The organism is Streptomyces sp. NPDC050164 (assembly GCF_044459945.1).
In the GTDB taxonomy this organism is placed as follows: Bacteria; Actinomycetota; Actinomycetes; order Streptomycetales; family Streptomycetaceae; genus Streptomyces; species Streptomyces coeruleorubidus_A.
In genome coordinates, this window is sequence record NZ_JBITJK010000006.1 from 169,313 (window position 1) to 191,884 (window position 22,572).

Consider the following 22,572-nt stretch of genomic DNA (forward strand, 5'->3'; position numbering starts at 1 on the left):
CCGTCACCCGCCTTCCTGCTGTGCTGCCCGTTCGGGCCCTCGGTCGGGCCATGGGGGAAGTTCTACAGCGGGTGTTCTGCGGTGGCCAGGTCTGTTGCGGAAGCGATCCTGCCCGTGTGTGCCCGTTCGGTCCCGGACACGCGCGGCGTGCCGCAGGGGAGTCGTGGCCGTCCGCGGGTGCGTTGTGGCTGGTCACGCTGTCCCCCGCGCCCCTGAGGGCGCTGCCCGACCGCATACGGGCCGTGCCCGAATGCCCGAGCGGGCGGGCCCGTTCTCTGCCCGCCCGCCCCCGTGCGACGACGTTTTCCGGTCAGTACGGCCAGATCGGCGGGTTCGTCACGAAGTGGCCGCCCAGATGGGCGTGCGCCTCGTTGTCCGGGTCCAGCTCGCCCTGCTCGGCGATGAGCTTCTCGGCCCACGGCTCGGAGTCGTCCTGCGGTTCGTAGCCGAGCGCCCGGGCGGTGGTGAGGTCCCACCACAGCCGGGTGTTGGCGGAGGAGCCGTGGACGACGGTGTGGCCGACGTGCTCGGCGGTCAGGGCCGCGTGGAAGAGGCGGGCGCCGTCGGCGGGGCTCATCCACACCGAGAGCATGCGCACGCTGGTCGGCTCGGGGAAGCAGGAGCCGATCCGCACCGAGACCGTCTCCAGACCGTGCTTGTCCCAGTAGAGCTGCGCGAGGTCCTCGCCGAAGCACTTGGACAGGCCGTAGAAGGTGTCCGGGCGGCGGGGGGTGTCGACCGGGATCAGCGGGTCGTCGCCCTGGGGGCGCGGGGTGTAGCCGACGGCGTGGTTGGAGGAGGCGAAGACGATCCTGCCGACACCCTCCTTGCGGGCGGCCTCGTACAGGTGGTAGGTGCCCTCGATGTTCGCCTTGAGGATCTTCTCGAAGGGGGCTTCCAGGGAGATGCCCGCGAGGTGGATGATCGCGTCGACGCCGCGGACCGCCTCGCGCACGGCGTCCTGGTCGGCGAGGTCGGCGGTGATCGCGTCCGGCGCGCCCTCGATCGGGCGCATGTCGAGCAGCCGCAGCTCGTAGCCGTAGTCCGGGAGCAGGTCCCGCATCAGGGTGCCGAGGCCACCGGCGGCGCCGGTGAGCAGGACGGTGCGGGGAGCGGGCATCCTCGGTCTCCTTGAACTTCCCCCGTACACATGAGTGCACGGCATTCATATTCGTGGACACGCTAAGGATCTGGAGCGGGGCCCGTCAAGTATGCCGCAGAAGGAGCGAATCCGCTGGTGCGTCGCGGGTTCGTGTGCTTGACCGGCGCCGAGGCGGCGCCTTAGCGTGGAGGCGTTCAGAAATATAGACGGCAATCATGAATATGGAACCGGGAGAGCTCGTGACGTCAGCCCCTCTCGCCGCTCGACTCAACATCCCCAGCGGACCGCTGTTCTTCCCGGTCACCGCCTACGGCCCCGACGGCTCCGTGGACCTCGACACCTACCGCGCGCACGTGCGCCGCGGGGTCGAGGCCGGAGCCGCCGCCGTGTTCGCCTGCTGCGGCACCGGCGAGTTCCACGCGCTGACGCCCGAGGAGTTCGAGCGGTGCGTCCGGGTGGCCGTCGAGGCGGCCGAGGGGCGTGTGCCGGTCGTCGCGGGCGCCGGGTACGGCACCGCCCTCGCCGTGCGCTACGCCCGCCTCGCCGAGGCGGCCGGGGCCGACGGGCTGCTCGCCATGCCGCCGTACCTCGTCGTCGCCGGGCAGGAAGGGCTGCTGCGGCACTACCGGGAGGTCGCCGCCGCGACCTCCCTGCCCGTCGTCGTCTACCAGCGCGACAACGCCGTCTTCACCCCGGAGACCGTCGTCGAACTCGCCCGCACGGACGGGATCATCGGCCTCAAGGACGGGCTCGGCGACCTCGACCTCATGCAGCGCATCGTCAGCGCCGTACGCTCCGAGGTCCCCGGCGAGTTCCTCTACTTCAACGGCCTGCCGACCGCCGAACAGACCCAGCTCGCCTACCGCGCCCTCGGCGTCACGCTCTACTCGTCCGCCGTGTTCTGCTTCGCGCCCGAGATCGCCCTCGCCTTCCACCGGGCCCTCCGGAACGGCGACGAGGGCACCGTGGAGAAGCTGCTGGACGGCTTCTACCGCCCCTTCGTCGAACTGCGGGCCCAGGGCCGCGGCTACGCCGTCGCCCTCGTCAAGGCCGGCGTACGACTGCGCGGACTGGACGTGGGGGAGGTACGCCCCCCGCTGCACGAGCCGACCGAGGATCATGTCAAGCAGCTCGCCGAAGTGATCGAACGCGGCTACGCGCTGCTTGAGGAGGCACAGTGAAGGCGTCGGCATTCGTCTACCCCTGGGACGTCAACGGGGACCCGGAGGCGCCCGCGCGGATCGCCGCGCTCGGCGTGGAGCAGGTGACGCTCGCCGCCGCCTACCACTCCACGCGCGCGCTCACGCCCCGCCACCCGCGCCACCGCATCGTCACCGCCGAGCACGCCGCCGTGCTGTACCCGTTGGGCGACCGCTGGGACGGGCGGGAACTGCGCCCCTACGCGGCCGGTGACTGGGCCCCCGGGGACGCCTTCGGGGAGGCCGCCGCCGCGCTCGCGGACGCCGGCCTTCAGGTGCACACCTGGGTCGTCCTCGCGCACAACTCCCGCCTGGGCGCCGAGCACCCGGACACCTCGGTCGTCAACGCCTACGGCGACCGCTACCCCTGGGCGCCGTGCATCGCCCAGCCCGTCACGCGCGCGTACCTGACCGACCTGGCCGCGGAGGCGGCCGTACGGCCCGGGGCGCGCGGCACCGAGCTGGAGTCCCTCGGCTGGTACGGCCTGCAGCATCTGCACGCCCACGACAAGACCGGCGGCGTCGGCCTCGGCGACGCCGGGCAGTACCTGATGGCGCTGTGCTTCTGTCCGGCCTGCCGGGAGGGCTACGGCCGGCACGGCCTGGACGCCGACGAGCTGGCCGCCGCCGTACGGACCGCGCTGGAGCCGGTGTGGCAGGGGGCGACGCCCTCCGACGGAGGCTGGACGGGCGTGGAGAAGCTCCTCGGCGAGACGCTCGCGAACACCACGCGCGCGTGGCGGGACGAAACGGCCCGCACGCTCCAGGAGGAGGCCGTGGCGGCGGTCCGGGCGGCCGCGCCCGAGGGCTTCCAGGTGCTGCTGCACGCGGACCCGGTGTCCTACCACGTCGGCGCCAACCCCGGCGTCGACCCGGAGCACATCCTGTCCGTCGCGGACGGTGTGGTCGTGCCCTGCGCGGGCGGCACCGGCACGCTGACGCCGTTCGCCCGGCAGGGCAAGGCGGGCGCGGTCATCGCCGCCAACTTCACCGTCGTCTCCGGCATGGGCGGCAGCCCCGGCACCCTCGCCGCCGACGCGGCCGAGGCACGGCGGCTCGGCGCCACCGAACTGCGGCTGTATCACGCCGGGTTGGCGTCCGACGGCGACCTGGAGACCGTGCGCTCCGTCCTCGCCGGGTTCTGAAACAGCGGCACCGCCGTCACCAGCAGGGCCACGCCCAGGGCCACCAGCACCAGCCGGTGGCTCACCAGCTCGACCAGGGCCGCCCCGGCGGCCAGCCCGACCACGTTCGGCGTGTACACCAGCGTGGTGGCGGTGGCGGTGACCCGGCCCAGCAGCGGGCCCGGCGTCTCGCGCTGCACGGCGGTCAGCGTGGCGATCAGCACCGCGGGCAGTCCCGCGCCGATCGCCGCGCTGCACGCCAGCGCCAGCGGGTCGGACGGCACCGCCCGCAGGGCCACCGCGACGGCCAGCAGGGCGATGCCGTACGCCGCGAAGCGCCGCTCGCCCAGGCGGCGCAGGGTGGTGCCCGAGAGCAGGCCGACCGCGACCGACCCGGCGCCCTGCACGGCGTACAGCACACCGGCGTACGCGGGGGAGTGCCCGAGGCCGTCGACGACGGCGTAGACCATCGCCCCGTTCAGGCCGGCGCACAGCATGGTGGCGCCGCCCGCCAGGACCAGGGGCCGCAGCACGGGGTGTGCCCACAGATGGCGGGCGCCCTCGGCGGTCCGCTGCCGGCGGCTGCCGGTGGGCGGCGCCGGCTTCTCCTCCCGCGCCCGCAGCACCGCGTACAGGCCGGTGGCCAGGACGAACGTCGCCGCGTCCAGGAGGGCGACGCTCGCGCCGCCGTGCGCCGCGTACAGGCCCGCGCCCGCCAGCGGGGCCAGGAGTTTCATGCCCTCGTTGGCCGTCATGCGCAGAGCGTTGAAGTCGCCGAGCAGGGACGGGTCGACGGCACTCGCCACGAGCGCCGACTCGGCCGCGTCATGGACGACGCCCGCCGCGCCGTATACGAACAGCACCGCGTACAGCAGCCACAGGTCGCCCGGGGCGTCGATGCTCACGAGGGTGAGCAGGAGGGCGCCCAGCAGCAGGTTCACGCCGATCAGCAGCGGTTTGCGGCGGCCCCGGTCGGCCAGGGTGCCCAGCAGCGGTCCGGCCAGGGTCGGCAGCCACATGGCGAGCAGGCACAGCGCGGCCAGGGAGTCCGAGCCGGTGAGGTCCTTCACCCACACGCCGGAGGCCAGCCACAGGGCCGAGGTGCCGAAGCCGGAGACCACCACCGCGCAGAGGTGGAGCCCGGAGTCGCGGTCGCGCAGGACACGCACCACGGGCCAGGTCGTTGTGGATGTCATGCCTGGTCATCGTGGCTCTAAGGCCCGTGGACAGGGATCGGGAAAGTGCCCGAGGAAACGGGCGGCCGGGCGATGAGTTCCGCGGTCGCCGTCGGTCAACCTCCCAGGAACCACACCAGGAGGAACAGCCGATGACCGACACCACCCCGACCCTCGACCTCGGAGCGCAGACGGCGGTCCTGGCGCGCCTGGCCGAAGGCGTCACCGACGAGCAACTGGCGGACCCGACGCCCTGCCCGCAGTACGCGGTGCGCAACCTGCTGGGCCACCTGGTCGGGCTGACCGTCGCCTTCCGTGACGCCGGCCGCAAGGACCTGGGCGTCACGACCGACACCAGCCCGGCCTCGGCGCTCCCGGACATCGGGCCCGGCTGGCGCGAGGAGCTGCCCAAGGTCCTCGCCGAACTGGCCGAGGCCTGGCGCGACCCGGCCGCCTGGACCGGCATGACCCGGGCCGGGGGCGTCGACCTGCCCGGCGAGATCGCCGGCCTGGTCGCCATCGACGAGTTGGTGATCCACGGCTGGGACCTCGCCCGCGCGACCGGCCAGCCGTACGCACCCGACCCGGCCGCGCTCCAGACCTGCCACGACTTCCTCGCCGCGTCGGTCGACGACCCCGGCCGGGGCGAGATCTTCGGCCCCGTCGTCCCCGTCGAGGCGGACGCGCCGCTGCTGGACCGGACGGTGGGGCTGAGCGGGCGGGATCCGGGGTGGAAGCCCAGGTCGTAGAAAGCGATTGCTACTTCCTTCGTCAGAAGCATTGACGAAACAAACGCGCCCTCTTACCGTCATCGCGTCGTACTTCGTACGTCATATATGAGACGCGATACGCGAGATCCGATACGCGATCCCCAGGGACGCGAGATCCGAGAGGCGCGCATGACCTCTGTGCCCACGCCGATCCCCTCCCGCACGCAGTACGTGCTGGAGGGGATCAAACACCGCATCCTCACCGGGCAGTTGACGCCGGGCCAGGCGCTGGTCGAGACCGAGCTCGCCGCGCAGTTCGGGGTGTCCAAGACCCCGGTGCGCGAGGCGCTCAAGACCCTCGCCGGCACCGGGCTGGTCGTGATGAGCCAGTACAAGGGCGTCACGGTGCGCATGGTGGACGCGGACATGGCGCGCGAGGTCTACGACGTGCGGCTGCTGCTGGAGCCCGAGGCACTGAAGCGGGCCGTGCGGCGCGGGGCCTCCCTGGACGCCGCCCGGGACGCGCTGACCCGCGCCGACGCCGCCACCGACACCGCCGAACGCTCCCTCGCCAACCGCGAGTTCCACCGCGCCCTCTACCTGCCGTGCGGCAACCCGCTGCTCGGCCGGATGCTCGACGAGGTCCGCGACCAGGCCGCCCTCGTCTCCGCCGTCGCCTGGGCCGCCTCGCCCTCCTGGGAGCGGGAGGCCGACGAGCACCGCGAGATCCTCCGGCTCGCCCTCGACGGCGACGCCGACGGCGCGGCGCGCGCCCTCCACTCCCACATCGCGTCCTTCGTGCAGCGCGCTTTCCCCGAGGCAGCACTGGAACAGGAAGGTCAGGAATGAGCAGCGTGGCGTTCGAGACCCAGCGGGCGGCCCTGGCCGACGTGGTGGCGATCCCGGTGACGCCGTTCGCCGAGGACGGCTCCGTCGAGCAGGACACCCACCGGGCCCTGCTGCGCCGTCTGCTCGACGGCGGCATCACGACCCTCACCCCGAACGGCAACACCGGCGAGTTCTACGCCCTGACCCCCGAAGAGCGCCGGCTCGTCACCGAGTTGACGATCGACGAGGCCGGGGAGCGGGCCGTCATCCTGGTCGGCGTCGGGCACGACGTCCCGACCGCCGTCACCTCCGCCCGGCACGCCCGTGACCTCGGCGCCCAGATGGTGATGGTGCACCAGCCCGTCCACCCGTACGTCTCCCAGGCCGGCTGGGTCGACTACCACCGTGCCGTCGCCGAGGCCGTGCCCGAGCTGGGCGTCGTCCCCTACATCCGCAACGCGCAGCTCACCGGGGCCCGCCTCGCCGAACTCGCCGACGCCTGCCCGAACGTCATCGGCGTGAAGTACGCCGTCCCGGACGCCGCCAGGTTCGCGGCCTTCGCCCGGGACGCGGGGCTGGAACGTTTCGTCTGGGTGGCCGGCCTCGCCGAGCCCTACGCGCCCTCCTACTTCTCCGCGGGCGCCACCGGCTTCACCTCCGGGCTGGTCAACGTCGCCCCGGCCGTCTCCCTGAACATGATCGAGGCGCTGCGCTCCGGCGACTACCCGGCCGCCATGAAGGTCTGGGAGCAGATCCGCCGCTTCGAGGAACTGCGCGCCGCGAACGGCTCCGCCAACAACGTCACCGTCGTCAAGGAGGCCCTCGCCTCCCTCGGGCTGTGCCGCCGCGAGGTCCGGCCGCCGAGCAGGCCGCTGCCCGAGAGCGAGCGGGCCGAGGTCGCCGCCATCGCCGCCGGGTGGTCGCTATGAGCACACCGCAAAGGCGTCCGGAGGACCTGCGCAGTCACCAGTGGTACGGCACCGAAGGGCTGCGTACCTTCAGCCACCGGGCCCGCACCCGCCAGCTCGGCTACCTGCCCGAGGAGCACCTCGGCAAGCCCGTCATCGCGATCCTCAACACGTGGTCGGACATCAACCCCTGTCACGTGCACCTCAGGGATCGCGCCCAGGCGGTCAAGCGCGGTGTCTGGCAGGCGGGCGGTTTCCCGCTGGAGTTCCCGGTCTCGACCCTGAGTGAGACCTTCCAGAAGCCGACCCCCATGCTCTACCGCAACATGCTCGCCATGGAGACGGAGGAGCTGCTGCGGTCGTACCCGGTCGACGGGGCCGTGCTGATGGGCGGCTGCGACAAGTCCACGCCCGCCCTGCTCATGGGCGCGGCGAGCGCGGACCTGCCGGCGGTGTTCGTGCCGGCCGGACCCATGCTGCCGGGCCACTGGCGCAACGAGGTGCTCGGTTCCGGCACCGACATGTGGAAGTACTGGGACGACAAGCGGGCCGGTGTCATCGGCGACTGCGAGATGCAGGAGCTGGAGAGCGGCCTCGCCCGCTCGCCCGGCCACTGCATGACGATGGGCACGGCCTCCACCCTGACCGCCGCCGCCGAGGCGCTCGGCGTCACGATCCCGGGTGCCTCCAGCATCCCGGCCGTCGACTCCGGGCACGACCGGATGGCCGCCAAGGCGGGTATGACGATCGTCGAACTGGTCCACAAGGACCGCAAGCTGAGCGACATCCTCACCGCCGACGCCTTCCACGACGCCGTGACGACCGTGCTCGGCCTCGGCGGCTCCACCAACGCCGTGATCCACCTGATCGCCATGGCCGGCCGCGCGGGCGTCCGGCTCACCCTCGACGACTTCGACCGCATCGCCCGCACGGTCCCGGTGCTGGCCAACGTACGGCCCGGCGGACAGACGTACCTGATGGAGGACTTCCACTTCGCGGGCGGCCTGCCCGGGTTCCTCTCCCGGATCACGGACCTGCTCCACCTGGACCGGCCGACCGTCTCCTGCGACACGCTGCGGGAGCAGATCGCAGGCGCGCAGGTGCACAACGACGACGTCATCCGGACCCGGGACAACCCGGTCGCGAAGGAGGGCGGAGTCGCCGTGCTGCGCGGCAACCTCTGCCCGAACGGCGCCGTCATCAAGCACATCTCCGCCGAGCAGCACCTGCTCAAGCACACCGGACCCGCCGTCGTCTTCGACGACTACAAGACCATGCAGCGCACCATCAACGACCCGTCGCTCGGCATCACCCCCGACCACGTGCTCGTGCTGCGCAATGCGGGTCCCAAGGGCGGGCCGGGCATGCCGGAGTACGGGATGCTGCCCCTGCCCGACCACCTGCTCAAGCAGGGCGTGCGGGACATGGTCCGCATCTCCGACGCCCGGATGAGCGGCACGAGTTACGGCGCCTGTGTGCTGCACGTCGCCCCCGAGTCGTACGTGGGCGGACCGCTCGCCCTCGTGCGCACCGGCGACTCCATCACCCTCGACGTCAAGGCGCGCACCCTCCATCTCCATGTGGACGACGAGGAGCTTCAGCGGCGCAGGGCGGACTGGACGCCGCCGCCCACCCGGTACGAGCGCGGCTACGGCGCGCTCTACAACGAGCAGATCACGCAGGCCGACACCGGCTGCGACTTCGAGTTCCTGGCCCGCCCAGGCAAGGTGCAGGACCCGTACGCGGGCTGAACCGCCGCACCACCCAAGCACCTCAGCACGACCCGGCACGACCCTTGCACAGCGAGAAAGCGCTTCCCGCGCACGCACGACGTACCACGACGTACTGAGATCGGAGAACAGTCATGGCCCAAGCCGCAGCCGTGGCGAAACCGCCCGCGCCACCCCGGCGGCGCCGTGCCTCCGCCACACCGCGCAGACTCCCGTACCTGCTGATCGCACCGGCCGCCCTGCTCATGCTGGGCTTCATCGCCTACCCGGTCATCAGCGTCTTCTACTACAGCCTGCAGAACTACAACCCCACCAAGCCGTGGCGCAACGGATACGCGGGCTTCGACAACTTCGTCCGCATCTTCACCGACGACCCGCTGTTCTGGGACAGTCTCGTCTTCAGCGCCAAGTGGGTCTTCGTCGAAGTGGGCCTGCAACTGCTGTTCGGCCTCGCACTCGCCCTCATCGTCAACCAGACCTTCGTCGGCCGGGGCCTGGGACGCGCCATGGTCTTCTCCCCGTGGGCCGTCTCCGGCGTGCTGACCTCCGCGATCTGGGTTCTGCTCTACAACTCCCAGACCGGCATCACCCGTTACCTCGCGGACATGGGCATCGGCTCCTACGGCACGAGCTGGCTGTCGGACACCTCCACGGTGTTCCCGGCGGCGATCGTCGCCGACCTGTGGCGCGGGGTGCCGTTCTTCGCGATCCTCATCCTCGCCGACCTCCAGTCCGTCTCGAAGGACCTGTACGAGGCCGCCGAGGTCGACGGGGCCAGCCGGATCAAGCAGTTCTGGCACATCACGCTGCCCCATCTGAAGGACGCCATCATCCTGTCCACGCTGCTGCGCGCGGTCTGGGAGTTCAACAACGTCGACCTGCTCTACACGCTGACCGGCGGCGGACCCGCGGGCGTCACCACGACGCTGCCGCTCTACATCGCCAGCACCAGTGTCGAGTCCCACAACTTCGGCTACGCGTCGGCCCTGACCACGGTCGCGTTCGTGATCCTGCTCTTCTGCTCGATCGTCTATCTGCGGATGAGCAAGTTCGGAGGCGAGAACAAGTGAGCACCAAGATGGCCACCAAGGCCGAGCCCGCCCCCGCACCCGCCACCCCGGAACCGCCGCGGCCGGCGGGCAGGTCCCGCCGCGCCTGGGACGAGGCGCCCCGCTGGCAGATCTACCTGCCCCTGGGCATCTACCTCGTCTTCACGCTGATCCCGTTCTACTGGATCCTGCTGTTCTCGCTGCGCCCGGCCGGCTCCACCTCGCTGGTGCCCTGGCCGATGACCTTCGACCACTTCGAGAAGGTGTGGACGGAGCGCAGCTTCGGCGTCTACTTCCAGAACAGCGTGCTCGTCGGTGTCGCCACGCTGGTGATGACGACCCTGGTCGCACTGGCCGGGGGCTACGCCCTCGCCCGGTTCAACTTCAGGGCCAAGCAGGTCTTCATGCTGGCCCTGCTGTGCTCCCAGTTCGTGCCGGGCGCGCTGCTGCTGGTCCCGCTGTTCGAGATCTTCGCCGAACTGCAGATGATCAACTCGCTGGGCAGCGTCATCATCGCCGAGACCGTCTTCCAGCTGCCGCTGTCGATGATCCTGATCAGCAACTTCATCAAGAACGTGCCGTACTCCCTGGAGGAGGCCGCCTGGGTCGACGGCTGCAACCGGTTCAAGGCCTTCCGGATCGTCGTCCTGCCGCTGCTGCGGCCCGGTCTGATCGCCGTCGGCTCCTTCGCCTTCGTGCACTCCTGGAACCACTTCCTGTTCGCCCTGATGTTCCTCAACAACCAGCAGAAGCAGACCATCCCGGTCGGCCTCAACACCCTGATGGGCGCGGACAGCGTCGACCTCGGCGCCCTCGCCGCGGGCGGCATCATCGCGGCCGTGCCCGTGGTGATCGTGTTCGCCTTCATCCAGAAGTGGCTGATCACCGGGTTCAGCGCCGGGGCGGTGAAGGGATGAGAGCACGTCACCTCGTCGTGACCGCCGGCCTGCTGGGACTGCTGTGCGTCCCCGCGCACGCCGAGGCCCGGGACATCAGCCGCGACACGCTGCCCGCGAACGACGGCTGGGCCGCGGCCGAGGGCGGCACCACCGGCGGTGCCGCGGCCGACGACGCCCGCGTCCACACGGTGACCGACCGAGCCGAGCTGGTGCGCGCCCTGGACGGCGGCAGCGACACTCCGAAGATCATCAAGATCGCCGGGACCATCGACGCCAACACCGACGACGACGGCGACCGCCTGGACTGCGCCGACTACGCCACAGACGGCTACAGCCTGAAGAAGTACCTTGCCGCCTACGATCCCCGCACCTGGGGCCCGGCCAAGCCCAGCGGCCCGCAGGAGGAGGCCCGCCGGGCGTCGGCGGCCCGGCAGGCCGAACGCGTCGAGCTGACCGTCGGCTCCAACACCACGATCGTCGGGCTGGGTTCCGGCGCGGTGCTCAAGGGCGCCAGCCTGCAGGTCAAGGACGCGGACAACGTGATCATCCGCAACCTCGACCTGCGCGACGCCTACGACTGCTTCCCCGTCTGGCAGCCCAACACCGGCGGCCTCGGCGACTGGAAGACCGCGTACGACAACATCTGGCTGCGCGGCGCCACGCACGTCTGGATCGACCACGTCACGCTCTCCGACAGGGGGCACCCGGACGACAGGGAACCCACCTACTTCGGCCGCAACTACCTGCGCCACGACGGCCTGCTGGACATCACCAACGGCTCCGACCTGGTCACCGTCTCCTGGAGCCGCTTCGCCGACCACGACAAGGCGATGCTCATCGGCAACAGCGACTCGGCGACGAGCGACCGGGGCAGACTCCGGGTCACCCTGCACCACAACGAGTTCACGTCGGTCGTCCAGCGCGCGCCGAGGGTCCGCTTCGGCCAGGTGCACCTCTACAACAACCGGTACGTCGTCCCCGATGGTGCGCCCTACCGCTACTCCCTCGGCGTGGGCACCGAGTCCGCCCTCTACGCCGAGAACAACGCCTTCACCACGCCCGGCCACGTCGAGGCGGCCGACCTGGTCAAGAGCTGGAACGGCAACGCCCTGCACCAGAGCGGCACCCTCTTCAACGGCTACCCGGTCGACCTGCTCGCGATCCACAACGCCTACAACTCGGGCAGCGAACGCGACCTGACCGCCGACGTGGGCTGGACACCCACTCTGCACACGAAGATCGACAGCGCCGAGGCGGCCGACCGGGCTGTGGTCCGCGGTGCGGGAGTGGGGAGGATCCCATGAGCACACCCCTGCCCGTCGTCCTCGCCGGCGCCCGCGGCCACGGCCGCTGGCACGTGGAGAACATCCGCCGGCTCCAGCGCGCGGGACTGGTCCGGCTGGTGGGCATCTGCGAGCTGACCCCGCTGACCGAGGACGAGTTCGGCGGCGAACTCCCCGAGCAGTCGGCCGACTTCGGCGCGCTGCTGGAGTCCACCGGCGCCCGGATCGCGGTGATCTGCACGCCGATCCCGACGCACACCGATCTCGCGCTGACGGCCGCACGCAAGGGTGTCCACATCCTCCTGGAGAAGCCGCCCGCCCCCTCCTATGCCGAGTACCGCCGCATGGCCGACGGGGTCGCCGAGGCCGGTGTCGCCTGCCAGATCGGGTTCCAGTCGCTGGGCTCGCACGCCCTGCCCGCGGTCCGCGAACTGATCACCCAGGGCGCCATCGGCCGGCTCGTCGGGCTCGGTGGAGCCGGTGCCTGGGTGCGCGACGAGGCCTACTTCCGCCGGGCGCCCTGGGCGGGCAAGCGGCGGCTGAACGGCGTCGACGTGATCGACGGGGCGCTGACCAACCCCCTCGCGCACGCCGTCGCCACCGCCCTCGCCCTCGGCGGCAGCACCCGCGCCGAGGACGTCACCGCCATCGAGACCGAGCTGCTGCGCGCCAACGCCATCGAGTCCGACGACACCTCCTGCGTCCGCGTCACCACCGCGCAGGGCCACCCGGTCACCGTCGCCGCGACCCTGTGCGCCGAGCGGGCCGACGAGCCGTACGTCCTGGTGCACGGCAGCAGCGGCCGGATCACCTTCTGGTACAAGCAGGACAGGGTGCTGCTCCAGCGTGCGGCCCACGGCCCGCAGGAGTACGAGTACGGCCGCACCGACCTGCTGGAGAACCTCGTCGCGCATCTCACCACCGGGGCCGGCCTGCTGGTCACCCCGGACGAGACCGGCGCCTTCATGAAGGTCGTGGAGGCGATCCGGCAGGCCCCCGACCCGGCCCCGCTGCCCGACACCGCCTGGCGCCGGGTCCCCGGCGAGAACCGCAGGGTCGTGCCCGGCATCGACGGGCTGGTCGCGGCCGCCGCAGACACCCTCTCCCTGTACTCCGAGCTGGGTGCCCCCTGGGCGCTCCCGCCCGCACGCCAGAAAGAGGTGAGCACCCGATGACCAGCACCGACACCGCGGTCCTGAGCGTCGCGGGCCGGCCGGTCGGCCGGTACGTCATCCGGCCCGAGCTCCCTGCGCGCCTGTCCCCGCGCCCGTACCTGCACCCCGTCACCACCCTGGCCGGCACGGCCGTGACCGAGCTCAGCCCGGCCGACCACACACACCACCTCGGCGTCGGTGTCGCCGTTCCCGACGTCGAGGGGTACAACTTCTGGGGCGGGCGCACCTTCGTCCGCGACCAGGGCCCGACCGAGCTGGACAACCACGGCTCCCAGCGGCACACCACCTTCCAGCTGTGCGACCCCGACGGCTTCGTGGAGGAGCTGCGCTGGGTGGCCGCGGGAGGCGAGCTGCTGCGGGAACGCCGCACGGTCGCGGCCACCGAACTCACCGACTCCGCCTGGGCGCTGGACCTCACCTTCTCCCTCACCAACGTCACCCCGGACCCGCTGTCCATCGGCAGCCCCGCCACCAACGGCCGCCCGGGCGCGGCCTACGGCGGCTTCTTCTGGCGGGCCCGCAAGGAGTCCGGGGCCCCGGACGTCTTCACCGCCGACACCGAGGGCGAGGCCGAGGTCCACGGACGGCACGCCGACTGGCTCGCCCTGGCCGGCTCCACCTGGACGCTGGTCTTCGCCGGAGCCACCGGACAGACCCGGCGGGACCCGTGGTTCGTACGCACCGAGGAATACCCGGGCGTGGGCTCGTCCCTCGCTCACGACGAACGGCTGCCGATCCCGCCCGGTGACACCGTCGTACGCCGCGTCGTCACCGTCGTCGCCGACGGCCGCCTCGACCGGGACGCGGCCGCGTCCCTCGTCCGGAAGGCGGTGAGCCCGTGAGCGCCGAGCAGACCGACGTCACGTACCGCAACCCCATCCTCGACGCCGACTGGTCCGACCCGGACGTCGTGCGCGTCGGCGACGACTTCTACCTGACCGCCTCCAGCTTCGGCCGCGCCCCAGGCCTGCCGCTTCTGCACTCCCGCGACCTGGTCAACTGGACCCTGGTCGGCCACGCCCTCGAACGCCTGGAACCGGCGGGCGAGTTCAGGGCGCCACGCCACGACTGCGGCGTCTGGGCACCCTCGTTGAGGTATCACGACGACCGTTTCTGGATCTTCTGGGGTGACCCCGACCAGGGCATCTTCCAGGTCAACGCACCGGCGATCCGGGGCCCGTGGACCCGCCCGCACCTGGTGAAGGCGGGCAGGGGCCTGATCGACCCGTGCCCGCTGTGGGACGACGAGACCGGCGAGGCGTACCTCGTGCACGCCTGGGCCAAGTCCCGCTCCGGCGTCAAGAACCGCCTCACCGGCCACCGTATGCGCCCCGACGGCACCGAACTCCTCGACGAGGGCAAGGTGATCGTCGACGGTGACCGCATACCCGGCTGGTTCACCCTCGAAGGGCCCAAGCTCTACCGGCACGACGGCTGGTTCTGGATCCTGGCGCCCGCCGGGGGAGTGGAGACCGGCTGGCAGGGCGCCTTCCGCTCGCGCGGCTTCTTCGGGCCGTACGAGGAGAGAATCGTCCTGGAGCAGAAGGACACCGACGTCAACGGGCCGCACCAGGGCGGCTGGGTGCGCACCCCGTCCGGCGAGGACTGGTTCCTGCACTTCCAGCAGCGCGGCGCCTACGGCCGGGTCGTGCACCTCCAGCCGATGCGCTGGGGAGCGGACGGCTGGCCCGTGCTCGGTCACGAGGGCGCCCCCGTCGCCGTACACCAACGGCCCGACCTGCCACCGCAGCCGCCCGCCGCGCCCGCGACCGACGACGACTTCCCCGGCGGACGCTTCGGCCGCCAGTGGCAGTGGACCGCCAACCCGCAGGACGGCTGGGCCACCCAGCACTCCGGCGACGGGCTCCGGCTGACCTGCGTCCGCTCGGCCGACGCGCACGACCTGCGCAGGCTGCCGCACGTGCTCACGCAGCGGCTGCCCGGCACGCCCTGCGTGGTCGAGGTGGACCTGTGTCTCAGCAGCGAGGAGCCGGGCGCGCGGGCCGGACTCGCGGTGCTCGGAGACGCGTTCGGCTGGATCGGGCTTCAGCGGGGCGCGGACGGGACCGTGCATCTGGTGCACCGGTTCGCCGAGGCGGTCGCGGAGCGGGAGCGGGACGCCGCGCACCCCCGGGAGGCGCCCGAGGGCCGGGCCCGGCTGCGCATCGAGATCGGCGCCGGGGCGCGCTGCCGCTTCTCCTGCGACGTCGGGGACGGCTTCCGTCCCTCCGGGCAGGTCTTAGCCGCCACTCCGTGGCGCTGGGTCGGTGCCCTGCTCGGCCTGTTCGCCCTCGCGCCCGCCGGACAGGGACACGCCGGCGCGGCCACCTTCACGCAGTTCCGGATCAGACCCCTGTAACCCATCACGACCCCCCGCCTGTTGGGAGCCGCAATGACGCACCTCCGTAGCAAGCACATGCCGGGATCCGGCAGAACCATGGCCGCCGTGTTCGGCCTGGTCGCCACCCTGGCCCTGGGGGCGGTGGGGGAGGCGAAGGCCGCCCCCACCGCGGACACGGCGCAGACCACGCCGGCCACCACGACCGCCGACCGTTTCACCGACCGCCCGCACGGTTTCGCCTCCCTCGCCGGCGGCACCACCGGAGGGGCGGGCGGCAAGGTCGTCACGGTCACCGACCAGGCCTCGCTGGCCCGATATGCGGCGGCCGAGGAACCGTACGTCATCCGCGTCAAGGGCTCGATCGCCGTCGAACCCTTCGGCTCGAACATCGTGGTGGCGTCCGACAAGACCATCATCGGCGTCGGCGACACCGGCGAGATCGTCCACGGCGAGCTGCACCTCAAGCCCGGCACGCACAACGTCATCATCCGCAACCTGACGATCCGGGACAGCTACGTCGAGGGCGACTGGGACGGCAAGACCACCGACTTCGACGCCATCCAGATGGACTCCGTCCACCACGTCTGGATCGACCACAACCGCTTCACGCGCATGGGCGACGGGCTGCTCGACGTGCGCAAGGACAGCGAGTACATCACCGTCTCCTACAACCAGTTCGCCGACCACAACAAGGCGTTCGGCATCGGCTGGACGGACAACGCCAAGACGCAGATCACCATCGACCACAACTGGTTCACGGGGACGAAACAACGCAATCCCTCCGCCGACAACTGTGCCTACGCGCACCTGTACAACAACTACTTCTCCCACCAGGTGGCCGACGGCGACCCGCAGTGGACGTACGGCAGCTGGGCGCGCGGCAGGACCGAGATGGTCATCGAGAACAGCTACTACGACGGTGTCCAGCACCCCCACCAGGCCGATGCCACGGCCGAGCTGGTGCAGCGCGGCTCGATCCTGAGGAACACCACGGGGCGGCACGACGCCTGGGGTGACGCCTTCGATCCACGGGCGTTCTACGACTACCGCCTCGACCCGGCCGTGGCCGTCCCCGCGCTGGTCACGCGCTTCTCCGGCCCGCAGAAGCCGATCGGCGACGCGGTGACGCTGCACGTCCCCGCGGCGTACCCGACCGTGCAGTCGGCCGTGGACGCCGTGCCGGCCGGCAACGACCTGCCCGTGACCATCGCGGTCGCGCCCGGCACGTACCGCGAGAAGGTGTTCATCCCCGCGAACAAGCCGAAGATCCTGCTGCAGGGGACTGGACAGGACCGCTCCGACACGGTCATCGTCTACGACACACCCGCCGAGTACGGCGGCTCCACCGGGAGCGCGACCGTCCGGATCGCCGCGAACGACGTCACCGCCCGCAACCTCACCTTCAGCAACGACTTCGACGAGGCCGCGCACGAGCTGAAGGGCGAGCAGGCGCTGGCGATGAAGACGACCGGCGACCGGATCGTCTTCGAGGACACCGCCTTCCTGGGCAACCAGGACACCCTGATGACCGACAGCCCCAAGCTGACCACCGTCAGCCGGGTCTACGTCCGCGACTCGTACATCGAGGGCGACGTCGACTTCATCTACGGGCGGGCCACCACCGTCATCGAGCGGTCGGTGATCCGGGCGCTGAGCCGGGGGTCGGCGACGAACAACGGCTACATCACCGCCGCCTCGACCTGGAAGGACAACCCGTACGGGTTCCTGATCACCCGGTCGGAGATCCTCAGCGACGCACCCGCCGGGTCGTTCCACCTGGGGCGGCCCTGGCACCCGGGCGGCGAGCCGGACGCCATCGCCCAGGTGCTGATCCGGGACACGGAGCTGCCCGCCGCGATCAAGGCCTCGCCGTGGACCGACATGAGCGGCTTCTCCTGGCGGGACGCACGGTTCGCCGAGTACGGCAACTACGGGCCCGGCGCGGCCGTGACGCAGGACCGGCCGCAGCTGAGTGACGCCGAGGCACCGTCGTACACCGTCGCCCGCTACCTGAACGGGTCGGACGGCTGGGCGCCGTACGACCGGCACTGACACCCCCACACCTGCACATCTCCGTTGGATCCAGAAGAAGAAGAGAGCCGACCAATGAAGATCAGCAATCGCAGCACCAGCACAGGAAGGCGCCGGACGTCGGCAGCCGTCGCCCTGGGGGCCGTGCTCGCCCTGACCGCCACCGCCTGCGGTGACGACGGCAGCGGCGGGGGCGGGGGCGGAGCCGAGGGCAGCGGCACCGGGAAGATCGTCTTCTGGGACAACAACGGCGGTGTCCGCACCGACATCTGGAAGGAGATCATCGCCGACTTCGAGAAGGCGAACAAGGACATCAAGGTCGAGTACGTCGGGATCCCCTCCACCGAGGTGCAGTCCAAGTACGACACCGCCATCCGGGGCGGCGGCCTGCCGGACGTCGGCGGCGTCGGCGCGGCCATGCTCGCGGGCATCGCGGCGCAGGACGCGCTGGAGCCGCTGGAGGGCCGTCTGGCCAAGTCCTCTCTCAACGGCAAGCTCAACGAGGGCATGGTCGAGTCGGTCAAGGTGGCCGGCGGTTCCGAGGACAACTTGTTCACGATCCCGACCTCCGCGAACAACGGCACCCTCTACTACCGCACCGACCTGTTCGAGAAGGCGGGTCTGGACACGCCCACCACGTGGGACGCGTTCTACGAGGCCGCCGAGAAGCTCACCAACGCCAAGAAGAACGAGTTCGGTTACACCATCCGCGGCGGCGCGGGCTCCATCGCGCAGGCGCTGGACGCCATGTACGGGCAGTCCGGCATCACGTCCTTCTGGGACGCCGGCGGCGAGAAGACCACCCTCAACGACCCGAAGAACGTCCAGGCGCTGGAGAAGTACGCCGGCTTGTACAAGAAGTACACGCCGGCCGCCGACCTCAACAACGACTTCACCAAGATGGTCTCCCAGTGGGACTCCGGCACGATCGGGATGCTCAACCACAACCTGGGCTCCTACCAGGACCACGTGAAGGCGCTCGGCACCGACAAGTTCCGCGGCATCCCGCAGCCCACCGGTCCCGGCGGCAAGCGCGTCCAGGTCTCCAACCCCGTCGACGGTCTCGGCCTGTTCAAGAGCTCCAAGAACAAGGAAGCCGCCTGGAAGTTCATCGAGTTCGCCGCCTCGCACGAGTCCAACTCCAAGTGGAACGAGTCGGCCGGCGCCATCCCGTCCCACACGGACGCCGCCAAGGACGCCTGGATCGCCAAGGCCGAGCCGACCAAGCTCGCCGCCGAGGCCCTCAACGACGGCTCCACCACCATCGTCCAGCTGCCGTACTACCTGCCGGACTGGAACACCGTCTCCAAGGCCGACAACGAGCCCAGCTTCCAGAAGGTCCTGCTCGGCGACATGAGCGCCAAGGACTTCCTGGACAAGATGGCCGAGCAGCTCAACGAGGCCCAGAAGGAATGGAACGAGCAGAAGGGCTGACCCCGGCCCGCTGATTCCTGCACGCCCCACACCGGACAGGGCCGGCGGCGGACATCCATCGCGCCCCGCCGCCGGCTCTCCCTCCGGCCCCGCAACCCCCCACCCCCGAAGTAAGAGGCATTACCGCAAGAACCCGAAACACCGCCTTGAAAGGCCGCCCCCATGTCTCTCACCCGCAGACAGATCGCCGCCGCGGCGCTCATCGCCGCCGTCCCCGTCGCCGCCGCTTCCCCCGCGCACGCCACCGCCTCCTACGGCGGCGCCCCGCGCACCGGCACCCTCTTCATCGCCGGCGACTCCACCGCCGCCCAGAAGTACGCCGACGCCGCCCCCGAGACCGGCTGGGGCATGGCACTGCCGTTCTTCCTCCACGAGACCCTGAAGGTCTCCAACCACGCTGTGAACGGCCGCAGTTCGAAGAGCTTCGTCGACGAGGGCCGCCTCGACGCCATCCTCGCGGCCATCCGGCCCGGTGACCTCCTGCTGATCCAGTTCGGCCACAACGACGCCAAGTCCGACGACCCGACCCGCTACACCGAGCCCTGGACGACGTACCAGGACCACCTGCGGCTGTACATCGCCGGTGCCCGTGCGCGTGGCGCGCGCCCCGTGCTGGCCACGTCCGTGGAACGCCGCAGATTCGACGCGAACGGCACCGCCCGGCCGAGCCACGGCGAGTACCCCGCGGCGATGCGAGCGCTCGCCGAGGCGGAGGGCGTGGCACTGCTCGACATCCAGGCCCTGTCGATCGCGCTGTGGCAGGAGCTCGGGGTCGAGGAGACGAAGAAGTACTTCAACTGGACCGAGACCGAGCAGGACAACACGCACTTCAACCCGCCCGGCGCGATCGCCGTGGCGCGGCTGGTGGTGCGGGAACTGCTGCGCACCCGGGTGCTGGCGCCGCGGGACGTGCACCGGCTGGACGACGACATCCCGGAGTCCTGGATCACCTGGCCCCAGGCCGCCTGAACCCCGTCCTGTACAAGGAGAGCCGCACCATGAACCCACAGAGACGGCATGGCCATGCCGTATTGAGAGCCGCCGCGCTCGTCGGATGCACCGCCCTGGTGCTGTCCCTGACCGGCACCACCGCGCAGGCGGACGGCCGGGACCTCGGCCGTGAGGTGCTCCCCGCGAACGACGGCTGGGCCTCACAGGGCGCGGGCACGACGGGTGGCTCGGCCGCCGACGCCGCGCACGTCCACACCGTCACCACCTGGGAGGAGTTCAAGGCCGCCCTGGAGGCCGGCGGTGACGCCCCGAAGATCATCAAGGTCAAGGGGATGATCGACGCCGTGGCCCAGGGCTGCGAGGCCTTCGAGGCCGAGGGCTACGACTTCCAGCAGTACCTCGCCGACTACGACCCCGCCGTCTGGGGCCACGACACCCCGGTCAGCGGGGAGCAGGAGGACCTGCGCGACGCGTCCGCGGACAATCAGGCCAAGGCCATCAAGGTGAGCGTCCCCTCCAACACCACCATCGTCGGCGTCGGGGAGAACTCCGGGATCCTCGGCGGCAGCCTGCAGATCAAGGGCGCGCACAACGTCATCCTGCGCAACCTCACCATCGAGGCCCCGATCGACTGCTTCCCGCAGTGGGACCCGACCGACGACAACAAGACCGGCGCCTGGAACTCCGCGTACGACGGCGTCGTCGTCCACGGCTCCACCCATGTGTGGATCGACCACAACACCCTCACCGACGGCCGCTACCCCGACAGCTCCCTGCCGAAGTACCTCGGCAAGGTCTACCAGCAGCACGACGGGCTGCTCGACATCGTGCGCGGCGCCAACTACGTGACCGTGTCCTGGAACTCGCTCGAGAACCACGACAAGACCATGCTGATCGGCAACAGCGACACCGCCGCCGCGGACGACGCCGGCAAGCTCAAGGTCACCCTGCACCACAACCGCTTCAAGGGCCTCGTGGAGCGGGCGCCGCGCGTGCGGTTCGGACAGGTCGACTCGTACAACAACCACTTCGTCGTGACCAAGGACCAGTCGTACGGCTACACCTTCGGCATCGGCATCGAGTCGCGGCTGTACGCCACGGACAACGCCTTCTCGCTGCCGAAGGGGGTCAGCGCGGCCAGGACACTGAAGAAGTGGAAGGAAGCCCCGCTGACCGCCGAGAACAACTACGTCAACGGCAGGCTCACCGACCTGATCGCCGTGCACAACGCGGAGATCCCCGAGGAGACCCTGCAGTCCGGCGCCGGCTGGAAGCCGACCCTGCGCACACAGGTCCACCCGCCGCAGGCGATCCCGTGGCTGGTCGACCAAGGCGCGGGCGCCGGCCGCCTGTGCTGACCTGAGCGGCCCCCGGGGAACTTCCCCGGCGCCCGCTTGCCGCACCACCGGGCCGGGGCGCACCCGCCGCCCCGGCCCCGCACCCCCCACGGCGAGGAAGAACACGACATCCCCGACGACTCGCACTGCGAAGGAACACCCACATGGCCTCACCCCGCCGCCTCCGACTTCCCCTGTCCAGAAGGGGTTTCCTGCTGGCGACCGCCGGTGCCGGCGCGGCACTCGGCCTCGCGCCGGCCCCCGCGCGAGCCGCGGCATCCCACCCGTTCGGCCGCTACGGCTCCCCGTCCGCGCGCCTGAACGCGCGAACCCTGTACGTCGACCCGTCCGGCCGGGGCGACTTCACCTCCGTCCAGGCCGCGGTGACCGCCGTCGAAGGCAGCGGCTGGACCCTCGTCATCGCGCCGGGCACCTACCGGGAGACCGTCTCCGTCGACCGCTCCCGCACGGAGATGACCTGGCTCGGCGCCGGGGACGGTCCGCGTGACGTCGTCATCGTCTACGACAACGCGGCCGGCACCCCGAAGCCGGACGGCTCGGGCACCTACGGCACCACCGGCTCGGCCACCACCACCGTCCGGGGCGACGGCTTCACCGCCCACCGGGTCACCTTCGCCAACGACTTCGTGCGCGCCGAACACCCGGACATCACCGGCACCCAGGCCGTCGCCATCAAGGTGCAGGGCGACCGCTCCGCCTTCCACCACTGCCGTTTCCTCGGCCACCAGGACACCCTGTACGCCGACTCCAACTCGGCGAGCCTCTTCGCCCGCCAGTTCTTCTCCCACTGCTACGTCGAGGGCGACGTCGACTTCGTCTTCGGCCGGGCCACGGCCGTCTTCGAGCACTGCCACTTCCGCACCCTGAACCGCACCGACGCGTCCCGCGCCCCGTACGGCTTCGTCTTCGCCCCCTCCACGGAGCGCGCGAACCCGCACGGCTACCTCGTGACGCGCAGCCACGTCAGCAGCGAGGCCCCTGACGGCTACTACAAGCTGGCCCGCCCCTGGGTGCCCACCTCCAGCACCACCGTCCGCCCGATGCTCACGGTGCGCAACACCTGGCTGGGCCCGGGCATCGACGCGGTCGCGCCCTACGCCAACATGCGGGACGCCCACCCCTGGCAGGACCAGCGCTTCGCCGAGTACGGCAACACCGGCCCGGGCGCCGTCGTCACCGTCCCGGAGAACCGGCCCCAGCTCACCGACGAACAGGCCGAGTCGGCGACCAGCGCCACCTGGCTCGGCGACTGGCGGCCACCGGAGCCGTGCTGAG

General features: G+C 71.1%; 19 protein-coding genes. 17 read left to right on the forward strand and 2 right to left on the reverse strand.

Translation table 11 applies throughout. The features are described 5' to 3' along the window. Positions 1-310: 310 nt before the first annotated feature. Complete coding sequence (locus tag ACIBNA_RS12500) at positions 311-1,120, reverse strand: NAD-dependent epimerase/dehydratase family protein (RefSeq protein WP_399165176.1); 810 nt, start codon at positions 1,118-1,120, stop codon at positions 311-313. A gap of 221 nt (positions 1,121-1,341) precedes the next feature. Here ACIBNA_RS12500 and ACIBNA_RS12505 point away from each other — a divergent pair, with 221 nt between their 5' ends. Then, positions 1,342-2,283, forward strand: coding sequence for a 5-dehydro-4-deoxyglucarate dehydratase (locus tag ACIBNA_RS12505; protein WP_399165177.1), 942 nt, complete (start codon positions 1,342-1,344; stop codon positions 2,281-2,283). Next, positions 2,280-3,446: a hypothetical protein gene (locus tag ACIBNA_RS12510; protein WP_399165178.1), complete on the forward strand. Its 1,167-nt coding sequence runs from the start codon at positions 2,280-2,282 to the stop codon at positions 3,444-3,446. The genes ACIBNA_RS12505 and ACIBNA_RS12510 overlap by 4 nt, the downstream gene beginning before the upstream one ends. On the opposite strand, the gene ACIBNA_RS12515 is transcribed toward ACIBNA_RS12510, so the two are convergent. Beyond that, a complete protein-coding gene (locus ACIBNA_RS12515; protein WP_399165179.1) occupies positions 3,383-4,621 on the reverse strand; it encodes an MFS transporter in 1,239 nt (412 codons plus the stop codon). The genes ACIBNA_RS12510 and ACIBNA_RS12515 overlap by 64 nt on opposite strands. A gap of 131 nt (positions 4,622-4,752) precedes the next feature. Between ACIBNA_RS12515 and ACIBNA_RS12520 the strand changes: the two genes are divergently transcribed. The 15 genes from ACIBNA_RS12520 to ACIBNA_RS12590 all read left to right on the forward strand — a co-directional run bounded on the left by ACIBNA_RS12520 (position 4,753) and on the right by ACIBNA_RS12590 (position 22,571). Beyond that, a complete protein-coding gene (locus ACIBNA_RS12520) occupies positions 4,753-5,349 on the forward strand; it encodes a TIGR03086 family metal-binding protein (protein WP_399165180.1) in 597 nt (198 codons plus the stop codon). Between the two features lie 150 nt (positions 5,350-5,499). Beyond that, entirely contained in the window at positions 5,500-6,159 is a 660-nt protein-coding gene (locus ACIBNA_RS12525; protein WP_399165181.1) for a GntR family transcriptional regulator, read from the forward strand. Beyond that, positions 6,156-7,067: a dihydrodipicolinate synthase family protein gene (locus ACIBNA_RS12530; protein ID WP_399165182.1), complete on the forward strand. Its 912-nt coding sequence runs from the start codon at positions 6,156-6,158 to the stop codon at positions 7,065-7,067. The genes ACIBNA_RS12525 and ACIBNA_RS12530 overlap by 4 nt, the downstream gene beginning before the upstream one ends. Continuing rightward, a complete protein-coding gene (gene araD, locus ACIBNA_RS12535) occupies positions 7,064-8,797 on the forward strand; it encodes an L-arabinonate dehydratase (protein WP_399165183.1) in 1,734 nt (577 codons plus the stop codon). The genes ACIBNA_RS12530 and araD overlap by 4 nt, the downstream gene beginning before the upstream one ends. A gap of 113 nt (positions 8,798-8,910) precedes the next feature. Further along, positions 8,911-9,846 carry a carbohydrate ABC transporter permease gene (locus ACIBNA_RS12540; RefSeq protein WP_399165184.1) on the forward strand — a complete coding sequence of 312 codons (936 nt, stop codon included), beginning with the start codon at positions 8,911-8,913 and terminating at the stop codon, positions 9,844-9,846. After that, complete coding sequence (locus ACIBNA_RS12545; RefSeq protein WP_399165185.1) at positions 9,843-10,742, forward strand: carbohydrate ABC transporter permease; 900 nt, start codon at positions 9,843-9,845, stop codon at positions 10,740-10,742. Before ACIBNA_RS12540 ends, ACIBNA_RS12545 begins: the two co-directional genes overlap by 4 nt. After that, positions 10,739-12,028: a polysaccharide lyase family 1 protein gene (locus ACIBNA_RS12550; RefSeq protein ID WP_399165186.1), complete on the forward strand. Its 1,290-nt coding sequence runs from the start codon at positions 10,739-10,741 to the stop codon at positions 12,026-12,028. The genes ACIBNA_RS12545 and ACIBNA_RS12550 overlap by 4 nt, the downstream gene beginning before the upstream one ends. Then, positions 12,025-13,182, forward strand: coding sequence for a Gfo/Idh/MocA family protein (locus tag ACIBNA_RS12555; RefSeq protein WP_399165187.1), 1,158 nt, complete (start codon positions 12,025-12,027; stop codon positions 13,180-13,182). Before ACIBNA_RS12550 ends, ACIBNA_RS12555 begins: the two co-directional genes overlap by 4 nt. After that, positions 13,179-14,024, forward strand: coding sequence for a PmoA family protein (locus ACIBNA_RS12560; RefSeq protein ID WP_399165188.1), 846 nt, complete (start codon positions 13,179-13,181; stop codon positions 14,022-14,024). The genes ACIBNA_RS12555 and ACIBNA_RS12560 overlap by 4 nt, the downstream gene beginning before the upstream one ends. After that, positions 14,021-15,541: a family 43 glycosylhydrolase gene (locus ACIBNA_RS12565; RefSeq protein ID WP_399165189.1), complete on the forward strand. Its 1,521-nt coding sequence runs from the start codon at positions 14,021-14,023 to the stop codon at positions 15,539-15,541. Before ACIBNA_RS12560 ends, ACIBNA_RS12565 begins: the two co-directional genes overlap by 4 nt. A 33-nt stretch (positions 15,542-15,574) precedes the next feature. Beyond that, the gene (locus tag ACIBNA_RS12570) at positions 15,575-17,575 is read left to right on the forward strand and encodes a pectinesterase family protein (RefSeq protein WP_399165190.1); all 2,001 of its coding nucleotides are present in this window, start codon (positions 15,575-15,577) and stop codon (positions 17,573-17,575) included. A 54-nt stretch (positions 17,576-17,629) separates the two neighbouring features. After that, positions 17,630-18,988: an ABC transporter substrate-binding protein gene (locus tag ACIBNA_RS12575; RefSeq protein WP_399165191.1), complete on the forward strand. Its 1,359-nt coding sequence runs from the start codon at positions 17,630-17,632 to the stop codon at positions 18,986-18,988. 162 nt (positions 18,989-19,150) lie between these two features. After that, a complete protein-coding gene (locus ACIBNA_RS12580) occupies positions 19,151-19,957 on the forward strand; it encodes a rhamnogalacturonan acetylesterase (protein WP_399165192.1) in 807 nt (268 codons plus the stop codon). Positions 19,958-19,986: 29 nt separating this feature from the next. Further along, on the forward strand, positions 19,987-21,297 hold the full coding sequence (locus tag ACIBNA_RS12585) for a polysaccharide lyase family 1 protein (protein ID WP_399165193.1): 1,311 nt from the start codon (positions 19,987-19,989) through the stop codon (positions 21,295-21,297). Positions 21,298-21,440: 143 nt separating this feature from the next. Continuing rightward, a complete protein-coding gene (locus ACIBNA_RS12590; protein WP_399165194.1) occupies positions 21,441-22,571 on the forward strand; it encodes a pectinesterase family protein in 1,131 nt (376 codons plus the stop codon). Position 22,572: the final 1 nt, after the last annotated feature.